At 37.2% G+C, this 16,934-nt stretch carries 18 protein-coding genes; 6 read left to right on the top strand and 12 right to left on the bottom strand.

The window, feature by feature from the left end:
* Positions 1-4: 4 nt before the first annotated feature.
* From glf to ACYVR3_RS05325, 11 genes are all read right to left on the bottom strand, one after another.
* Positions 5-1,117 (bottom strand): UDP-galactopyranose mutase, encoded by a 1,113-nt coding sequence (gene glf, locus ACYVR3_RS05375; RefSeq protein ID WP_461243410.1) that lies wholly within the window; start codon positions 1,115-1,117, stop codon positions 5-7.
* Positions 1,118-1,137: 20 nt separating this feature from the next.
* Positions 1,138-2,469: an O-antigen polymerase gene (locus ACYVR3_RS05370; protein ID WP_461243393.1), complete on the bottom strand. Its 1,332-nt coding sequence runs from the start codon at positions 2,467-2,469 to the stop codon at positions 1,138-1,140.
* A 51-nt stretch (positions 2,470-2,520) separates the two neighbouring features.
* Positions 2,521-3,417 carry a glycosyltransferase family 2 protein gene (locus ACYVR3_RS05365; protein WP_461243392.1) on the bottom strand — a complete coding sequence of 299 codons (897 nt, stop codon included), beginning with the start codon at positions 3,415-3,417 and terminating at the stop codon, positions 2,521-2,523.
* Between the two features lie 9 nt (positions 3,418-3,426).
* Entirely contained in the window at positions 3,427-4,536 is a 1,110-nt protein-coding gene (locus tag ACYVR3_RS05360; protein ID WP_461243391.1) for a glycosyltransferase, read from the bottom strand.
* Positions 4,537-4,570: 34 nt separating this feature from the next.
* Entirely contained in the window at positions 4,571-5,401 is an 831-nt protein-coding gene (locus ACYVR3_RS05355) for a LicD family protein (protein ID WP_461243390.1), read from the bottom strand.
* 52 nt (positions 5,402-5,453) lie between these two features.
* Complete coding sequence (locus ACYVR3_RS05350) at positions 5,454-6,230, bottom strand: DUF4422 domain-containing protein (protein ID WP_461243409.1); 777 nt, start codon at positions 6,228-6,230, stop codon at positions 5,454-5,456.
* Entirely contained in the window at positions 6,230-6,913 is a 684-nt protein-coding gene (locus tag ACYVR3_RS05345) for a sugar transferase (protein WP_461243408.1), read from the bottom strand. Before ACYVR3_RS05345 ends, ACYVR3_RS05350 begins: the two co-directional genes overlap by 1 nt.
* A gap of 34 nt (positions 6,914-6,947) precedes the next feature.
* A complete protein-coding gene (locus ACYVR3_RS05340) occupies positions 6,948-7,721 on the bottom strand; it encodes a tyrosine-protein phosphatase (protein ID WP_461243389.1) in 774 nt (257 codons plus the stop codon).
* Between the two features lie 17 nt (positions 7,722-7,738).
* Positions 7,739-8,464, bottom strand: a complete 726-nt coding sequence (locus tag ACYVR3_RS05335) for a CpsD/CapB family tyrosine-protein kinase (protein WP_461243388.1) — start codon at positions 8,462-8,464, stop codon at positions 7,739-7,741.
* A gap of 11 nt (positions 8,465-8,475) precedes the next feature.
* Positions 8,476-9,330 carry a YveK family protein gene (locus tag ACYVR3_RS05330; RefSeq protein WP_461243387.1) on the bottom strand — a complete coding sequence of 285 codons (855 nt, stop codon included), beginning with the start codon at positions 9,328-9,330 and terminating at the stop codon, positions 8,476-8,478.
* Between the two features lie 279 nt (positions 9,331-9,609).
* Positions 9,610-10,605, bottom strand: a complete 996-nt coding sequence (locus tag ACYVR3_RS05325; protein ID WP_461243386.1) for an LCP family glycopolymer transferase — start codon at positions 10,603-10,605, stop codon at positions 9,610-9,612.
* Between the two features lie 1,125 nt (positions 10,606-11,730).
* Between ACYVR3_RS05325 and ACYVR3_RS05320 the strand changes: the two genes are divergently transcribed.
* Positions 11,731-12,075, top strand: a complete 345-nt coding sequence (locus ACYVR3_RS05320) for a hypothetical protein (RefSeq protein ID WP_461243385.1) — start codon at positions 11,731-11,733, stop codon at positions 12,073-12,075.
* A 28-nt stretch (positions 12,076-12,103) separates the two neighbouring features.
* Positions 12,104-12,853, top strand: a complete 750-nt coding sequence (locus ACYVR3_RS05315) for a helix-turn-helix domain-containing protein (RefSeq protein ID WP_461243384.1) — start codon at positions 12,104-12,106, stop codon at positions 12,851-12,853.
* Between the two features lie 82 nt (positions 12,854-12,935).
* On the opposite strand, the gene ACYVR3_RS05310 is transcribed toward ACYVR3_RS05315, so the two are convergent.
* Positions 12,936-13,895: an ROK family protein gene (locus ACYVR3_RS05310; RefSeq protein WP_461243383.1), complete on the bottom strand. Its 960-nt coding sequence runs from the start codon at positions 13,893-13,895 to the stop codon at positions 12,936-12,938.
* Between the two features lie 237 nt (positions 13,896-14,132).
* Between ACYVR3_RS05310 and ACYVR3_RS05305 the strand changes: the two genes are divergently transcribed.
* From ACYVR3_RS05305 to ACYVR3_RS05290, 4 genes are all read left to right on the top strand, one after another.
* Positions 14,133-14,414, top strand: a complete 282-nt coding sequence (locus ACYVR3_RS05305) for a toxin-antitoxin system (protein ID WP_461243382.1) — start codon at positions 14,133-14,135, stop codon at positions 14,412-14,414.
* A gap of 154 nt (positions 14,415-14,568) precedes the next feature.
* Positions 14,569-14,904 carry a helix-turn-helix domain-containing protein gene (locus tag ACYVR3_RS05300; RefSeq protein WP_461243381.1) on the top strand — a complete coding sequence of 112 codons (336 nt, stop codon included), beginning with the start codon at positions 14,569-14,571 and terminating at the stop codon, positions 14,902-14,904.
* Positions 14,897-15,697 (top strand): ImmA/IrrE family metallo-endopeptidase, encoded by an 801-nt coding sequence (locus ACYVR3_RS05295; RefSeq protein ID WP_461243380.1) that lies wholly within the window; start codon positions 14,897-14,899, stop codon positions 15,695-15,697. Before ACYVR3_RS05300 ends, ACYVR3_RS05295 begins: the two co-directional genes overlap by 8 nt.
* Before the next feature lie 102 nt (positions 15,698-15,799).
* Positions 15,800-16,606, top strand: a complete 807-nt coding sequence (locus tag ACYVR3_RS05290; RefSeq protein WP_461243379.1) for a DUF3800 domain-containing protein — start codon at positions 15,800-15,802, stop codon at positions 16,604-16,606.
* Positions 16,607-16,934: the final 328 nt, after the last annotated feature.

Raw genomic sequence — 16,934 nt, 5'->3', positions numbered from 1 at the left:
AAAACTAATCTCCAAATTCCTTGTTAACAACTTTTAAGGCCGCCATTACTGTTTGATCCATATTGTAATAACGGTATTGTCCCAACCGACCACCAAAAATAACTTTTGGTTCCGATGCCGCTAAGTTTCGGTATTCTTTGTAAAGTGCATCGTTTTTAGCATTATTAATTGGATAATAAGGCTCATCTCCGCGCTTCCAGTCCTTAGGGTACTCCCGGGTGATGACTGTCTTGTTTTTGTCACCTTTCCCAAATTCAAAATGTTTATGTTCAATAATTCGTGTATACGGCGTTTTTGCATCCGTATAATTGACAACCGCATTTCCCTGATAGTTATCAATGTCTAACTCTTCCGTTTCAAATCTTAGACTTCGATACTCTAACTCGCCTAATTGATAGTCAAAGAACTGATCAATCATACCTGTAAAAATGACCTTATCATAATCGTTCAAATACTTTTCTTTGTTTTCAAAGAAATCCGTTTCCGTCTGAACCGTGATTAGCTTATGATCAAGCATTTTTTCAATAATTTGAGTATATCCGCCGATTGGGATACCTTGATAGGTATCATTAAAGTAGTTATTGTCATACGTCAATCGTACAGGCAGTCTACGAATAATAAATGCCGGCAGGTCTGTAGCTTTTTGTCCCCATTGCTTTTCGGTATATCCCTTAACTAATTTTTCATAAATATCTCTACCAATCAGGGAAATAGCCTGTTCTTCCAAATTTTCTGGTTCTTTACCGGCCATTTCTTGCCGTTGCTCATTAATCTTTGCTTCAGCTTCTGCAGGGGTTACAACACCCCACATTTTATTAAAAGTATTCATATTAAATGGCATATTGTAAATTTCACCATTATAATTTGCAACCGGACTGTTGGTATATCGATTAAATTCAGCAAATTGATTAATGTAATCCCATACTTTTTTATTACTAGTGTGGAAAATATGTGCGCCATATTGGTGTACCTGAATGTTATTAATACTTTTAGTGTAGATATTACCAGCAATATGCTCTCGCTTCTCAATTACTGTTACAGAATAGCCTCTCTTAGCTGCTTCATTTGCAAAAACCGCACCAAAAATTCCGGCACCAACAACCAAAAATTTCATAATTATATTCTCCTTTAAGAATTCTACTTTAAGGTATTAACTTTACCACTTTGAAAAAATAATTTACTTAAAATTAACCAGAATATACAGTAATATATTAAATTCGTGTTTATATTCTCAAAAAATTTATTTGAAAAAAACGCAAGTGCTACAAAACTTGCAAGATATCCATAAATCAATATACTAAACGAGCTACTTTTACGAGTTGTTACAACCCTTGCAACTGAATATACTAATTGTGTACTAATACTCATTATAAATGTCATCACTACTACACCTAAATAACCAAAATCATAGAGCCATGGGTAAAGCGTTGTATACACATTTCCCAATCCATAACCATTAACATTATGAAAAGGTAAATATAATTGGTATTGTGCAAAAGAAGTTCCTGTTATTTTTTCCAATGTCGGAATTTGATTAAAAAAAGTTTGAGCGCCAAAAATACCTGTTTTTACTGGAAAATCAGTGTTTCTGATAAATGTATCCAAATTTTTGATTTCTGCCCCAATATATATATATATATACTGCATCGGATCAGTTTGACTATTTCGACCCAATAAAATTGCAAGCCACTGGAAAATTGAAAGTACAACGAGCAGTCCAATTAAAGCAAACAAAAAATATCGAATATTATTTGTTGAAATCCATCCACTTTTTTGCTTTGAAAAGAAATAATAATACACTAGTAAAGCAATAATCACAAAAACCGCTTTGCCTCGTGATCCACCTAGCAAGGATGTTATTAAGCCTAGAACTAACGATGTGAATAATAACCAATTAAATTTTCGATAGAACGTAATATTTCTAACAAAATGATAGCCAAAAAAAATTCCACAAGCAAAATTAAATCGCGAAAACCAATTTATAGTCCATGGAAGTTGAATTTTCATCCCCGTATATGCGGGCATATTGGTTGTATTTAATATTCCAACTGCTTGAGATAAACTTCCACTTCCTGTTGCACTCATTACTCCTTTACTAATACTTACTACAAAAATAAGTTGTATAATAACAACCATCATTATCCGTAAATTCCATTTCTGCACACTATATGGTGAAATTTCATTAATATAATTCATATCAGTATTCATCTGATTAGATGATACCAATACATTTTTACAAATAAAGGACGTTATGTATGATACAACGATAAATTCCAAAACGGATCCTGCAACTACTAAATAAGTAGCACCGGCTAAATTTAACGACCACTTTTTGACATTAATCCATGCAAACAATGCCAGTATTAAAAATGACCCACTAAACAGCACAGATGGAGAAAAAAGTTCCCTATTACTTAAATAATATGCACATAGAAATAACAGAATCAACGTAACTACTAAATAAGTCAATTATCAAACTCCTTAATATATTTTTGAAACGCCTCTTCAAAACAAGCTTCTTTATAATTTCTCAACTCGTGGGTTAAAAAATATTCCTTCAATAGTTCCTCTAAAACTAACCCAAAACTTTAAGCCTTTGTGTTTTCTACCTTTAATAATAATTTTAAATAAGACGTATATTTGTCTCATAATTTCTTTTAGCAAGCTTTTAGTTCCACATAATTCCTTCTGCGTAAATATTGCATTCCGATTGGCATAACGATATCTTTTTATACGATTTGAATCACTCTCTTGGAAAATATCTGTCCCCACATTTTGTTTCATTTTATGAATAACTTTTGAATCTGAAACAAAGTAATTATTAAATCCGTTACGTGTGATCCGTAAAGTATATTCAACATCATCACCCCAAATAAAATAAGCAGTAATTGGTAATCCGATTTCTGATATAGCCTCACGAGAAAACAAAACTGACACAAAGGACGTTGTCTCAACTTGTATTAGTCCTTGCTCAGCGAATTCAGCCCAATGTTTCATTGGCTTAGGAACATTCATAACCGCAGATTGTCCATCAATCCATCGTACATTGCTTGAAACAAATCCTACTTTTTGAACTTTTTTTATACCTTGTACTAGCTTCTCCAAACTATCGACTTCCGGTATAGTATCATCGTCCATTACCCATACATAGTCTGAGTCACTATTCAGTATAAAGTTTCGTAATCCTTGATTAAATCCCCCGGCTCCGCCTATATTTGACGACAATTGAATAATTCTGATTCTATCATCGTTTATACTATTTAAAAATGCAACTGTCCCATCACTAGAATTATTATCAACGATAAAAATATTAGTAATATTATAATTTTGGTTTCTTATTGCAGTAATACATTCTTTCAATAAATCCAATTTATTATAGGTGACTACTACACAGTCAACCCTAATTTCTTTATTCATACGACTACCTCATATTCTCGAAAAATAATAATCATGTAAAAAAGCCACCACGTCTTTTTTATCAAAACCCATCTTTTTAACTACTTGAAACGATGACCTTCTATCAGTGATAGACGGAACCTTAGTTGACATTATTTGAGACGCAATTTTCTCTGATCGAATATTATTATTAAATGCTCTCGTATTATTTAATAAATCAACCGTTTTAGTAATTGTATCTGAATAAAACACTTGCACTCCATTTGCTTGAGCTTCAACAAGAGATAATGGTAACCCTTCATACAAAGAGGGAAATATCATCACATCAATGATATTCAGTAAATCAGCAACATCTGTTCTCATTCCCTTAAAAATAACAGCTTTCTCTAATCCTAAGTCAATAACTTTTTGTTTTATCTGCTGTTCTAATGGACCTTTTCCAATTAATAGTAATACGGCATTATTGTCCTTTAGATATATATCATTAAATATTTCAATTAATTTGTTATGATTTTTTTGTAAATCAAACCGGCCTACATGACCATAAACCGTGCGTTCTGTTAAATGGTACCTATTTAATAAATTATTCCGTGTGCTTTCTGAAAATTTAAATTTATCTAAATCTACCCCGTTATTAATCTGAATATAATCTTGATCTTTGAACAGCCATTTAGCCGCAAGATCCGAAACCGCAAATCGAATGAAATTAGAACGTCTCACAACATGTTTACCAATTAGATGCAAAACTTTTTTTATGAAGTGTTGATGAATGGCTTTCTTATCTGCATTATGAGATTGAATTATTACCTTAGTATGAATTTTACTCAACACAACATAAGGTATAAAATTTATGAAATTATCTGTGTGAAAATGAAACCAATCAATGTCATTGCTTTGTTTCAGAAGAGCAAACCACTGTAAAATAGATTTTATTGGATGACTTTTAATATGAATCATTTTCACCACCGAGAAAGGTAATTTATTAAGTTCACTTTTTGAATAATCAGTTTTTCCGCTTTCTAGCATCAAAGTAATTTCCACATCCCCATACTTGGAGAGTGCTGAGTAATATTCAACAATCCATTTAGAAATTCCAACATCACGTTCTAAACTTCTCGTAAAAACTAGTATTTTTTTCAAATAAAACTCTCCTTAGTAACTCAGCTTGTATTCATTATTTATTAATAACGATTTTAGTGAAATGTTTATTTTTTACCATATCCGACGGTGGTTGCATATAGTTATTACCATATAGACTTGATAAATATTTATCAGCAGCTACTGGCCCAAGTAACTTTATATCCTCAAACTGATATTCTTGTAAATCTTCATACACACTTTTTGGAAACATTTCTTTAAATTTATATGCTCCCATAAAATTAACCAAATTTTTAGATTTCTCTACATCATACTTTTTCAACGAATAATCCAATTTTCTTGTTAAGTGGTCTTTATTAAGAAAACGTTCTGGTTTAATTAATTTACCAAAATTAATTAATATTTTTTCAATTAAAGGACGCTCCGTCAAACTCGTATTCACAATTTTGGAAAATTGTGAATACTGTAAAAGCATGCGTAGTCGCAATAAATTAATTTCGTGCATTTGTCTACTTAGTTTTTCATTTGGCATACCATCTAACGGAAAAATATCAATCCACGCATTTCGTTTATCAGTTTTGTTTGCTGATGTATCAATAATTATTGCTTTTTTACTCTCAATTCTAGAAAAATACGTTTTTATGTCTGAATTAAGAAAATTTTTAAATGGAAAAATTTCATTCGGATGATCAATTAAATACGTCACCAATTTTTCATAATCATTTCGCTGTAAGCCAAAATCTACATCATCATCCCAAGGAATAAAACCTTTGTGTCGGACCGCTCCCAAAAAAGTACCTCCGAGCATTGTATACGACAATTCTAATTTTTTACATACACTTAAAAAATACACAATAATTTCTTTTTCTACCATGTGTAACTTCTGTCGTTGTTCTAAATCTTTCATCAAATCACCTATCAACATTCTATATTGTACACAGAAACGCACTTTTAATAGATTAAAAGTGCGTTTGCTTTTTCCCAATACCAAATTTTCTAAGTAGAAAATAACTGGCTTTTTTTAAAAGATGGCTCTTTCCCATTAAATTCCAACGTAATTCCTTATATTTAATCTGATTGGTATCTATCCAAACATCCATTAAAAGCTCTGAGATATATCCAAAAACCCTAGCCTCTTGAGTATCATACTTTGATATATCTACTTTACTTTCAAGTCGGTTTAATATACTAAACAGCCACTCAGCGTAGTTATCAAACAATTCTTTTTTCATTATGAACATATTAAACATATGGGCACTTCTTTTTGACATCACTTTATCAAAACTAGCAACATATTCCGGAAATACTTGCTCAATAATTCGCCTAGTTTCATCTAAGGGTTCCTTGTGATGTGCATGGATATAATGCGAATAATTTGATTCAATGTAATACTTTCGTTTACGCGGTAATAACACATCGAAATCCTTTAAATATCGCTCAGCATCTTTTTGAGTTAAAACATCTCTTAAGGTCTTCCCACTAGATCCGAAAAAAAAGCGTCTGTAATGTACTAGTCCCAAAGCATCAACATTTGTTACATTCTTCCACGCCCAATAAATTGCCGTTAATTCATTAAAATTGGGGTTTTTTTCCGAAATATTAGGTCCGACATCATCTCGCTGATACTCAATATCTTTATTCCAATTTTTTTTAGCACCCACTAATATGGGAAAATACATTGACGCATTTGGCATTTGTGCTTTTTTATGGGTTGCAACTAATACTTTAATATTAATTAATAAGCACCCTTTCCACTGAAAACTTTAACAACGTTTTTCCACATTATTTGAATATCAAACTTAAGACTTAAATGGTCAATGTAGTTCATTTCTATCTGAGCACGTTCAGGATAACCAATTTGACTTCGCCCACTTGCTTGCCAAAGTCCCATAGCACCAGGCTTCACTGACAACAACTTTTTTTCATCGTATTCAACGAGTTCCTCTTTAACCACTGGACGTGGTCCGACAAGACTCATATCACCTTTTAAGATATTAATGAATTGAGGAATTTCATCAATAGAGGTTTTCCGAAGAATCTGTCCAATTCTTGTAATTCGAGGGTCATTTTCTGGTTTTAGTTTATAATTATTAGCTAAATATTCGGCGTATAAAACTGGATCCGCATGCAATTTTTCATCGGCATTTACAACCATAGATCGAAACTTGTACATTTTAAATTGTTCACCGTGATATCCCATTCTCATCTGCGCATATAGCAGAGGACCATGACTTGATTTATCACACACATTCATAATCCAGACAAACAAGAAAATTGGACTAAGGCAAACCAAAGCTATTACCGCTACAACAATATCAATACATCTTTTTGTGAATAAATACCTACGTTGTCTTGAATTTATCATTTGAATTTCATCAGTGTTTTCTACATCATACTTAACATGTTTTTCAGCTTCCATCAACAGAACGCCCTCCTTTATCTTCCCCCTCATCTTAAAATAACCCAAATCGCTTTTTCTTTTTAAATTTTAACGGTTCAATTTGATGCGTTAAAACAGCGTCCCCATTAATAATCGCTTTCGCATTTTCTTCAAATTGATTGGCTACTTCATTGCCAAATTCCATTCTTAATTTTTCAAACGCTTCTCGCATTTCATACTTTCTACCTGGTAGATTATGCGCATCTGAAGCAAACAAATATCCCTGTCCAGCAGCTATTAACTGTCGGCTAAATACCTGAACTTTATCACCAAAAGTTCCAACGTAACTACTTGCTGTTATCTGAGATAAGCATCCTTTTTCTAATAGCTCAAACAATAATTCTGGATGTTTCATTATCTTCGTGTTACGCTCTGGGTGGACTATCACGGGTACAATTCCACGCTGTTGCAATTGGTAAATCATATCCGTTGTATACGCTGGCACATCATCATCTGGAAATTCCAACATTAGGTATTGACCAGATTCATCTGCAAACAAAACGTCATTACTATCTAGCGCCGTTAGCAAATCACCGTTGATTCGTACTTCTTGCCCCGGAAATACTGTTAACTCAATTCCATGTTGTTTCAATTGCTCTTGAAAATCTTCGGTTCGAGCGACTACATCCGATCGATGATTTATAAACACACCATTCATATGGTGCGGCGTTAATAACGCATGTGTTATCCCGTTTTCGACGGCTTCTTGAGCTAATCTTAACGATATATCTAGATTGGCGGAACCATCGTCCACACCGGGCAATAGATGGCAGTGTAAATCAATCATCTAATCATCCTCTCTGATTATTTTTCGTAACCATAACCATAACCATAGCCATAACCATAGCCATTCTTCGGTGCAACATCATTTAGAACATAACCAAGTAGATTAGCATGAACCATTTCCAACAATTCTACAGCTCTTTGAACTGAGGCTCGTTGTGCAACACCCTGTCTTACGATTAAAATAACGCCATCAACTTCAGCTGATAAAATCTGGGTATCCGTAACCGAAAGCAGAGGTGGTACATCAAGAATGACCATATCATATTCACTCTGAACGGTTTGAAGAAAATTCTTCATCCGATTAGAATTTAATAATTCAGCCGGATTAGGAGGAACCGGACCGCTGGTAATAACCGTTAAGTTATCCACAACACTATTCACAGCAATTCCATGATAATCTTCATTATTTGCAAGAATCGTTGATAAACCTTGAGTATTCGTAACACCAAAGGTTGTGTGCAACGTTGAGCGACGCATATCAGCATCTACAAAAAGTACCTTCTTACCCTGCTGAGCCCACGTAACTGCCGTATTGGCAGACACAGTCGACTTTCCTTCACTAACATCTGATGATGTAAACAGTACTGTCTTCAATTCACGATCAATGGATGAAAAATCAATGTTTGTCCGAACTGTCCGGAATTGTTCAGCCACCACGTTTTTAGGTTCCACTGCCGTGATCAGTTTCACCCCGTTATCAATTGTATCTGTTGATAATTTTTTCTTTTTGCGAAATAACGCCATGATGATCCTCCCTATACCCGAACTCGTTTATTCCTATTCGATGACTGCTGTGAACTTGGTTTAACTGCTAATTTAGTGCTACGCATCTTGATAGTTGCAATATGGCCTAAATTCGTTAACCCAAGCGTTGTTAAGAATTCATCATCCTTAACGGTGGTATCTGTTAATTCTTTTATGAAAGCATAACCCATTCCAATTAAGATACCCAGTACTAGTCCTGCCAAAGTAATTAGCTTTGTGTTTGGTGACGTCTTTTGATTATCGGCTACCGCTTTGGAAACGATAGTAACATTGTTAACACTCATCATCGATTTAATCTTAGACTTAAATACATAAGCAACTTGATTAGCAATTGCTGCCGCTTCTTCAGGATTTGTACTCTCAACTGCTAATGCAAAAACCTGTGAATTTTGCTGATTAGAAACAGAAATAGCATTCTGAAGATCTTCAACGGTAATTTTGTATGCTTTTCCAGTGGTTTTAATAACAGCCGGTCGCGCAGCTCTCACTAACTGTTTCTTACCCGTTAAAGCATTAGTCCGATAAACCGCCTTAGTGGCTTTCCGAACAACCTTCTCAGGATGCGCAAGATTATGTTTAACTTGCTTCAAAACAACCTGATTAGTAATGATGTCTTTGTATGTACTAATCATCTGAACGTCGGCTTGCTGATTTTGATATTCAAGACCCTCGTTTGAAGTCTTCTTGTTAACCAAGATTTGAGTCGTTGCCGTGTACTTCGGAGTCATCGCAAATTCCGCAACACCAAAGGCGATAATTGCAAATCCGATTGTGCTAATAATAATGAACCAAATATGTTTGCGTAAGATGCCAAACATTTGGCGTAAATCTAAGGTGGTATCCATGTTGATCCTCCGAACATTGATTTTAAAATATGACAATATCATTAGCCATTATTTATCAGATTTAACAAAAACGCAAGGCAATCTTAAAATTTTAACCTAAATGATACATAGGCTTGTGATATTTTTTTACGTTCAGTGAGATAACATGACAGATATTTTACTCTAATTATACCATCCAGCACTACCCCGAAAAGGTGTTATCGGTCTCTATTTTTTCAATTTTTTGCCATAAAAAAATACTGACAGCTACATTACTGTAGCCTGTCAGTATTCTATCACCTAGTAGTTAACTTGCTTTAAGCCTAAGTTAGCACGTAATACATTCGATACCCGTGCCCGTTCTGTTGCCGAAACAACTTCAAACGCTTGACCACCAAGCATCTCGCCTGTTCCTTGTGCGTGGTCAGATTTCACATTCTTACCGGCATCTCGATAATGAAGCGCTAAACTAACCATTTGGCTCCGAGTTAAGTCGGTTTGCATCTCATCCGAAATCGCCATCAAGAAGTCATTATTCAAAACCGTCTTGTATGAAATCGACTTCTTCAGCAATGCTGAGATAATCAACCGTTGCCGTTCTTGCCGTCCATAGTCCCCTCTTGGATCATCGTAACGCATCCGTGAGAACTTCAAGGCATCTGTCCCATTCAAGTGATACTTCTGATTCTTCTTGAACGTCTTACCCTCGTAAGTAAATGACAATGGTGAAACAACATCCACGCCGCCAACTTTGTTGATAGCCTTCTTCAAACCACCCATGTTGATCATCAAGTAGTAGTCAATTGGAATGTTGAGGTATTTTTGAATGGTACTAATCGTTTCCTTAGTCCCACCATACGTATATGCCGCATTAATTTTGGCTGGTGAGTATTTCGCGTAATCAGGTAAATCGACCTTCATATCACGTGGAAGGCTCATCATCACCGTTTTTTTGGTCTTAGGATTAATTGTCATTACAATAATCGTATCGGTCCGACCTTTGTAAGTCCGGCCCAACGAACCCGTATCAGTCCCCAACAGCAAAATTGACACCGGCTTGGTCTTATCGATCACGGTGCTAGCCTTCCGCAGCTTGGGTGCGCCGGCGCTCTTGTAGATGACCTTAGAGGTTTCTGACAGTTTGTGCCAAGCGTATGCTGAGTATCCTGCAGCCCCTACAGCTAGGATAACTAAGATACCGATAATAACATTGCGGAACCGCTTAAGTCCGCGGTGGCGATGATGGTGCTTATGATGATGTTGATGCGTGTTTACATCTTTGTTTTGATCACTCATACTGCTCACTTCCCTAAACTGGCACTTCTCACACGAAGCACCAGCCTCCTTTACAAAATATAATAATTTCACCACTTATCTTTCCATTTAATTGGGTTGTCGTCAAGTCCGCAAGGCAATCTTTTCGAGAATTGGAACGTCAATGGGGCGTGATGGTGGCGGAAGTATGTGGTCGGATATAGGGTTAATTTAATAGGAAGAAACTTAATTAATTCTTTATAATTGAGGTAGTGTAGAGGTTGTGTATCTAATGTTTTGGGGAAGTTTTTGGTTGGTGCGTTTTGGTAGTTTGTGTTGTTGATTGCGTTGCACTATTTTGGAGGGTTAGTTTGGTGACTGTTATTGCGCTATGTAAAATCTTTGCGACAATAGTTGTCGTAATGTTTCTCGCGTGGTAATAGTTAGTATGGCTACTGGTAATTGTTGGGCCTATTGATTACTTAAGGTAACTGACGATTTGTCTATTGATAAGTTTTTGGTTCAAACTGCTTTAACGAATGTGGGTAGTTTTTTAATCCCATACTTACCGAGTATTAATACGCCATTTAATGACGTGATGAGCACTATTACATCTTAGTCCATTACTTTCCGGGATTACGTCCTGATAGTTGAGTATTTATTATGTTGTTTGGGACACGTGTCTGTGATTTAGCACTTGCGGTTATCTTCTCAATTTTATAAGCTGTTTCGCAACGTACTTTCTGACTACAACTAGATATTGACAATAGTCATCACACTATAACAAGGTCTGTAGCCGCTAGTATCTGAATTATCAGTGGTTACAGACCTTATTTGATTGGCTTTTTTGGAATCTCGCATTCACTTAGTTTAAACATTGTTCTCGAATATTTATCAACAGCTTGAACACATGCACCCAATTGATGAAAAAATGACTACTTCAAATAACCGACAAATAGCAACCAAACTGATTTTAATTGAATCAACGTCAGGTGCCACAACGTAACTAACAAAAAGACGATCATATTGGAATTCTCTATTATTTTTTGAAATATCTAAGCATATTTGTTTTCCCTGAAAAACAAATATGCTACTATACTATGTGATTCAAACAACACAAATTTAATGTGATTGGCGCAACACAAATCTAATCTGGACGTGAACCTCGTGACTAATCAATCGGATGTTGAAGCAATTCTCGTTAGTATCAAAAATCGACGTAAGCTGTGGCGACTGAGTTCTCGTCGAATCAATCTAATCACACTTTCACTAATTGGGTTCACTGAAACTAGTGTGCTTGATGAAATTTATACAAAGCTCACTTATCAAAACTACGTATCTGGTCCTGAATTGGATAACCATCAGCCCCCTAGACCAGGAGAAGTTTGGATATTTGGTTTAACAATATCTGGAATTCAATGTTACTTAAAATTTAAAGATAAGCCAGATCATACTGTATTTTGGATTTCATTACATCAAGCAGCATTCCCAATGACCTTTCCCTTCCGATAGAATCACTTTTTGAATGGAGACCTTTAATATGACTACTAAAAAAACATTTTATAATCCAGAGACTGAAACGAATGATTTATATACCGAAAAATATATTACTGAAACCGTTACGGTTAAAGATCTTTCAGATTTACAAGTACAACACCATTATTGGGAGGATTCAGACGGTGAACTTTGGGGAGACTTTGAACACCCCATGGAAAATGTCGAAAAAGATTTTGAAGCATACCGTAATCAAAAGGGATTCATGCAACCTACGGATATCCTTAAATTAAGAAAGAAATTAGGCTTAACTGTCCGAGAATTCGCGAATCGTTTAGATATTGGGGCGTCTACACTGTCACAAATCGAGAATAATCAACGTTTACAAACAGGATATCAAAACAATCTGTTTAAATGGGCAAATAACGAACCTTTTAATGATAAAAAGACTGCATCACAAACTGCTAATTCCGAAAAAAACAGTACTTGGTCTAGCATTAATAAACAACAAGGTTCGATATTACACTTAAATGCAGATTATGCTTTTCAACCAACTCGTTTACAAAAAACACACTTAACCTTACACGCTAGCCTCTTTTCAACACCACATTTAAATTCAGTACTCTCAGCTAAGCAACTAAACCGTAATTGGGTTAACGCTAACAGCAGCATGAAACGTTTGAACAGCATAAGCAATTCAATAAAAAATGGTTATAACTTTCATTCAAAATTTCACAGTGATTCAATAAAGAATGCACGACTAATACCAAAGTCAGATTCCTCCACACATGTGTGAATTATCTAAAACACAAATAATACCCTGTAGCATTCATTTAAATGTAACGAATGCTACAAGGCATTATTTTTTACTATAATTATTATTCCGCGCTCTTCACCTTCGCATACACCCCAGCCCCAATCATCCCAGCCCAGGGCCCCAAATCAGCCATCACGATATCGCAGGCTTCCCGCGCCGTCTTCAACGCATGGGTGGCGACGATTTCTCTGGCGGGGGCCATTAACCGCTCCCCTGCTTGGGCAACGCCGCCGCCAACGATGATCCGTTCTGGGTTATACAGGTTGATGGCGTTGGCGAGGCCGTAGCCAAACTCTTCACCGGTTTCTTGCATGACTTGTTTGGCTAGTGGGTCACCTTCGTCATAGGCTTTTGAGATCATGTGGGCGGTGAGTTGGCTAACATCACCGTTGACCCAATCGGTCATGATAGTGGTCTCACCGGCTTCTAAGTGGTCTCTGACCGTCCACAGCATGCCCCTTGCTGACACGTAGCGGCCGAGGCAGCCCTTGTTGCCACAGGCGCACGGGCGACCGTGGTGGTGCATGCTCATGTGGCCCATTTCACCGGCACTGTCGGAGCGGCCGTACTGCATTTTGCCCCCGGCGATGACTGCTGCGCCGAAGCCGGTGCCTAGGGTGACCATTAAGACGTCTTGCTTGCGGCGGCCGGCGCCGAACTGCCACTCGCCGTAGAGGTTGACGCGCACGTCGTTGTCGATGACGGTTTGGGTTTGGAACTCATCGGCGATCAGTTGGGCGACTGGCACGTTGGCCCAGTTGCTGAAGTTGGGCGAGAAGATGGACAGTCCCTTTTGAATATCCATCTGGCCCGGAACGCCGATGCCGATGGTTTGGACGTCGTTGGCGCTGATGTGGTTTGTGATAAACAGTTGCTGGATGCCATAGCTCAAATTGGCCATCACCGTGTCACTGTTCGTTTCGGATTCAGTTGGCACTTTCAAGCGGTCGATGACGCTCAAATCATCCGCCAACAAGCCCAGTTTAATGTTGGTGCCGCCTAAGTCGATACCAATGTACATTGTTGATCACCTCGTGAATGGAATCGGTTGCATTGATTTAGTTTGATGATACCACACTTGTCGCGATTCGACTTATTGGGCGAGTTAACTGGGCGGTATTTTGACAAATTCAGCCAAATACCTCGTTATGTAGCTAATTACTACTTTCGTTGATTTTTTCAATCAAATTAATCGCTATCCGGGGTCTAACCCGCTATAATAGTGGTGACATTTGAGGAAAACTAGGAGGCAGCAGTCATGGCAATCACCACCAAGCAGCAGGGCGATGCAGTAACGTTGGCCGTTCCGGAACACTTCCACGTTGGCGCGGGGGTTCGCGTCGAACCGAAGTTACTCACGAACGGGATCTTTTATGAATTTGTACGTGACGATGATGTGTTAGACGCTGGCAGTCAGATCTTGCAGGACCTCCTGGTTGAGGGCATTCCCCGCGAACGGATGGTTAGCGAGTATAATCGGCGGAAACGCGAGGTGAACGCGACGATTCTGGCGTTGTCGCGGAAGGCGCGGGAACAGTAATTAGCAATTGTTTGAATGTTTGGGTGAGTTGGCCCGGACATTCTTTTTATTTAGTTTCTATATTTACAAAATAGCTTTATTAGATGTAAAAATTTACACTGCATGCTATGATTAACTTGAGACATCACCAACTGTTATACAAAGGAGAATCCTCATGAACAAGCAAATCACCCTCACGCTCATTCAGACCTGGCTCAAAGATAATCATAAAACTCAAACCTGGTTGGCTGACCAGATCAATATGTCTGCCGCCCTTTTAAGCCAAGTTCTTAACCAGAATCGTAAACTGCAAACGAAGTACTTGATTGCCATTTCAAAAATCACTCAAATGCCATTAGAACAACTACTTGGTGACGACCAATTTACTGATACCAAGCCCCAGGTCGTTTTAAGAGGGAAACTTTCAAATGACACATCCCAAAAACAACTTGATCAACTACTTTGGGATATTCAGCATTGTGTAGACTTGGAGGCGACTCTCCATGAGTGAACATTCTAAAGAAGCCACTTACATTAGTGAAACGATTGCCGAAAATTTAGCGAGCGATTTTTTAGTCTCTGATTTAAGTTCCAATATTTTTATCGGCTCCGATATCGAACAAATTCTAGCCGAACACGCAAGCCTGATTTATCAGGATGCCGATGATGCGACCTACGCTGGGGCGTCAATTCGGTATAAAGGTCAATCGTTCATCGCCCTCAATACACATCAGAGTTTACGGGCTCGCTACTATAGCGCCGCTCACGAACTGTGGCATTTAGGGATTGATTCCGATCTTTTTGAAAATTCTAAGTCTAAACAACTTGCCCAATCGCCTCATTTTGATAGCGAACGAGCAGCAGATCATTTTGCGGCAGCGCTTATGCTACCGAAAGAAGCTGTTACCTTAGCTTGGTACAACTACGTTAAAAAGCCGTCAAAACGCGACGAATCGGCTGCACAAGAAGCCGTTGTCCGCATTGCTAACTTATCATCCATGCCATATCAAGCCGTTGCGCGTCGTTTGAGAGAGCTCAATTTATTACTCAGTCATCACTTAATTAACCTCACCGAAGCGGACTGGTTAGCTTATATTCGTTGTTCAAGTTTTCCGCCTAGCCCATTAGACCAAGTTGAACCCTTTAAGAAGTTCTCCCACTACACAGATGTGACGCAACAACTGGTTGATAAAAAGCAGCTTTCGTTGATGGAAGCTGCCCAGTTATTGACCTATTCTGATCCGGATGGGGCTGTGCGGTATTTGGATAAACGGCAGTCGCTTGTTACTGAACTCAAAAATTAACAACCTAACAAATGACAAACCGAATTTTTCCAGTAGTATACACACCAAATCTATTATGATAAAATCTTACAGATACTTATTTAAAAATCAGGAGTGATTTGTTTGTTCTACAGTTTGTACTTAGATGAAAGCAAGTTTTTTGATAAAACAAAGCAACAAATGAGTTACTGTATCGCCGGCGTTGTGATTAGCAATACTCAAATTCATACTGTTAGAAAACGAATGGGAATATTGAAAACGACCATTTGGGCCACGAATGATGGCTATACGATACCAAAAGCTAAGTCGATTATCTTGCATGAAGCGGAGATTCGATCCGATAACACAAAAATTGTCAGAAAGCGCCCAGAGTATCAAGCATTTCATCAGAATAGAAGAAACAAGCGGTTAGCTATTCAAGAAATTGGTAATATAATTCATGATGAAAGATTGACTGTACTCGGAGCAATCGAAAACGAAACGTCCATATCTATGAATTACAGTGTAGAACGTGACTCATACTCTGCATATTATCTATGTTTAAAATGCATCATTGAAAATTTTTGTATCTTTTTAAAGCAACATAACGGTCATGGCAACATTATCTTTGAATCACGCAAAAACCAGAGTTCTGATTTGCAAGATCAACGCACAAGAAAAATGTTCAATAAGATCTTAGCAAACGGTACTATGATTTACTCTGCACTAGAATTACAGAAATCCCTATACACCATCAAATTTATTCAAAAACAAGAGAATGATGCAGGACTACAAATAGCTGACTTTATTCCAAGACCATTGCTACTTAATTATACAAACACGCCACAAAGCAAACCATCCATCTACCAAACGATTCGGAAGGCTCGGTATACAGGTATTGCATCAAAGGGCCAATACGCTTCTAAATTTGGTGTATGTATTTTTGAGTGACTTTAATTTTTCAAGTCGTCTTAAATTGACTTTCTACTTTTTTGCTTTATACTTAAGTTATCGGGTACGGAGTTAGATTAATTTCTACTGGTATTATTGCCTAGCGTACACTGTAATTTCTTTGAATATTAACAGGTGTTGAGTTCGACATGGTTGAACTCACATGATTAAATTCATGCAGTCATCTGTTGGCTGTTAAGGGGTTGCCATTGGCGACCCTTTTTTGTTGGTTAATGTTCAAAAAACTGAAGGATATCAAAATTATTAACGCTCATAGGAATAAAAAAAGCGATGACTATTAAACGGTCATCGCATTCTAAAGTACTCT

This window comes from Secundilactobacillus muriivasis, assembly GCF_054785195.1.
The sequence above is the reverse complement of the archived record's forward strand: the minus strand, read 5'-3'. Positions and strand labels throughout refer to the sequence as shown.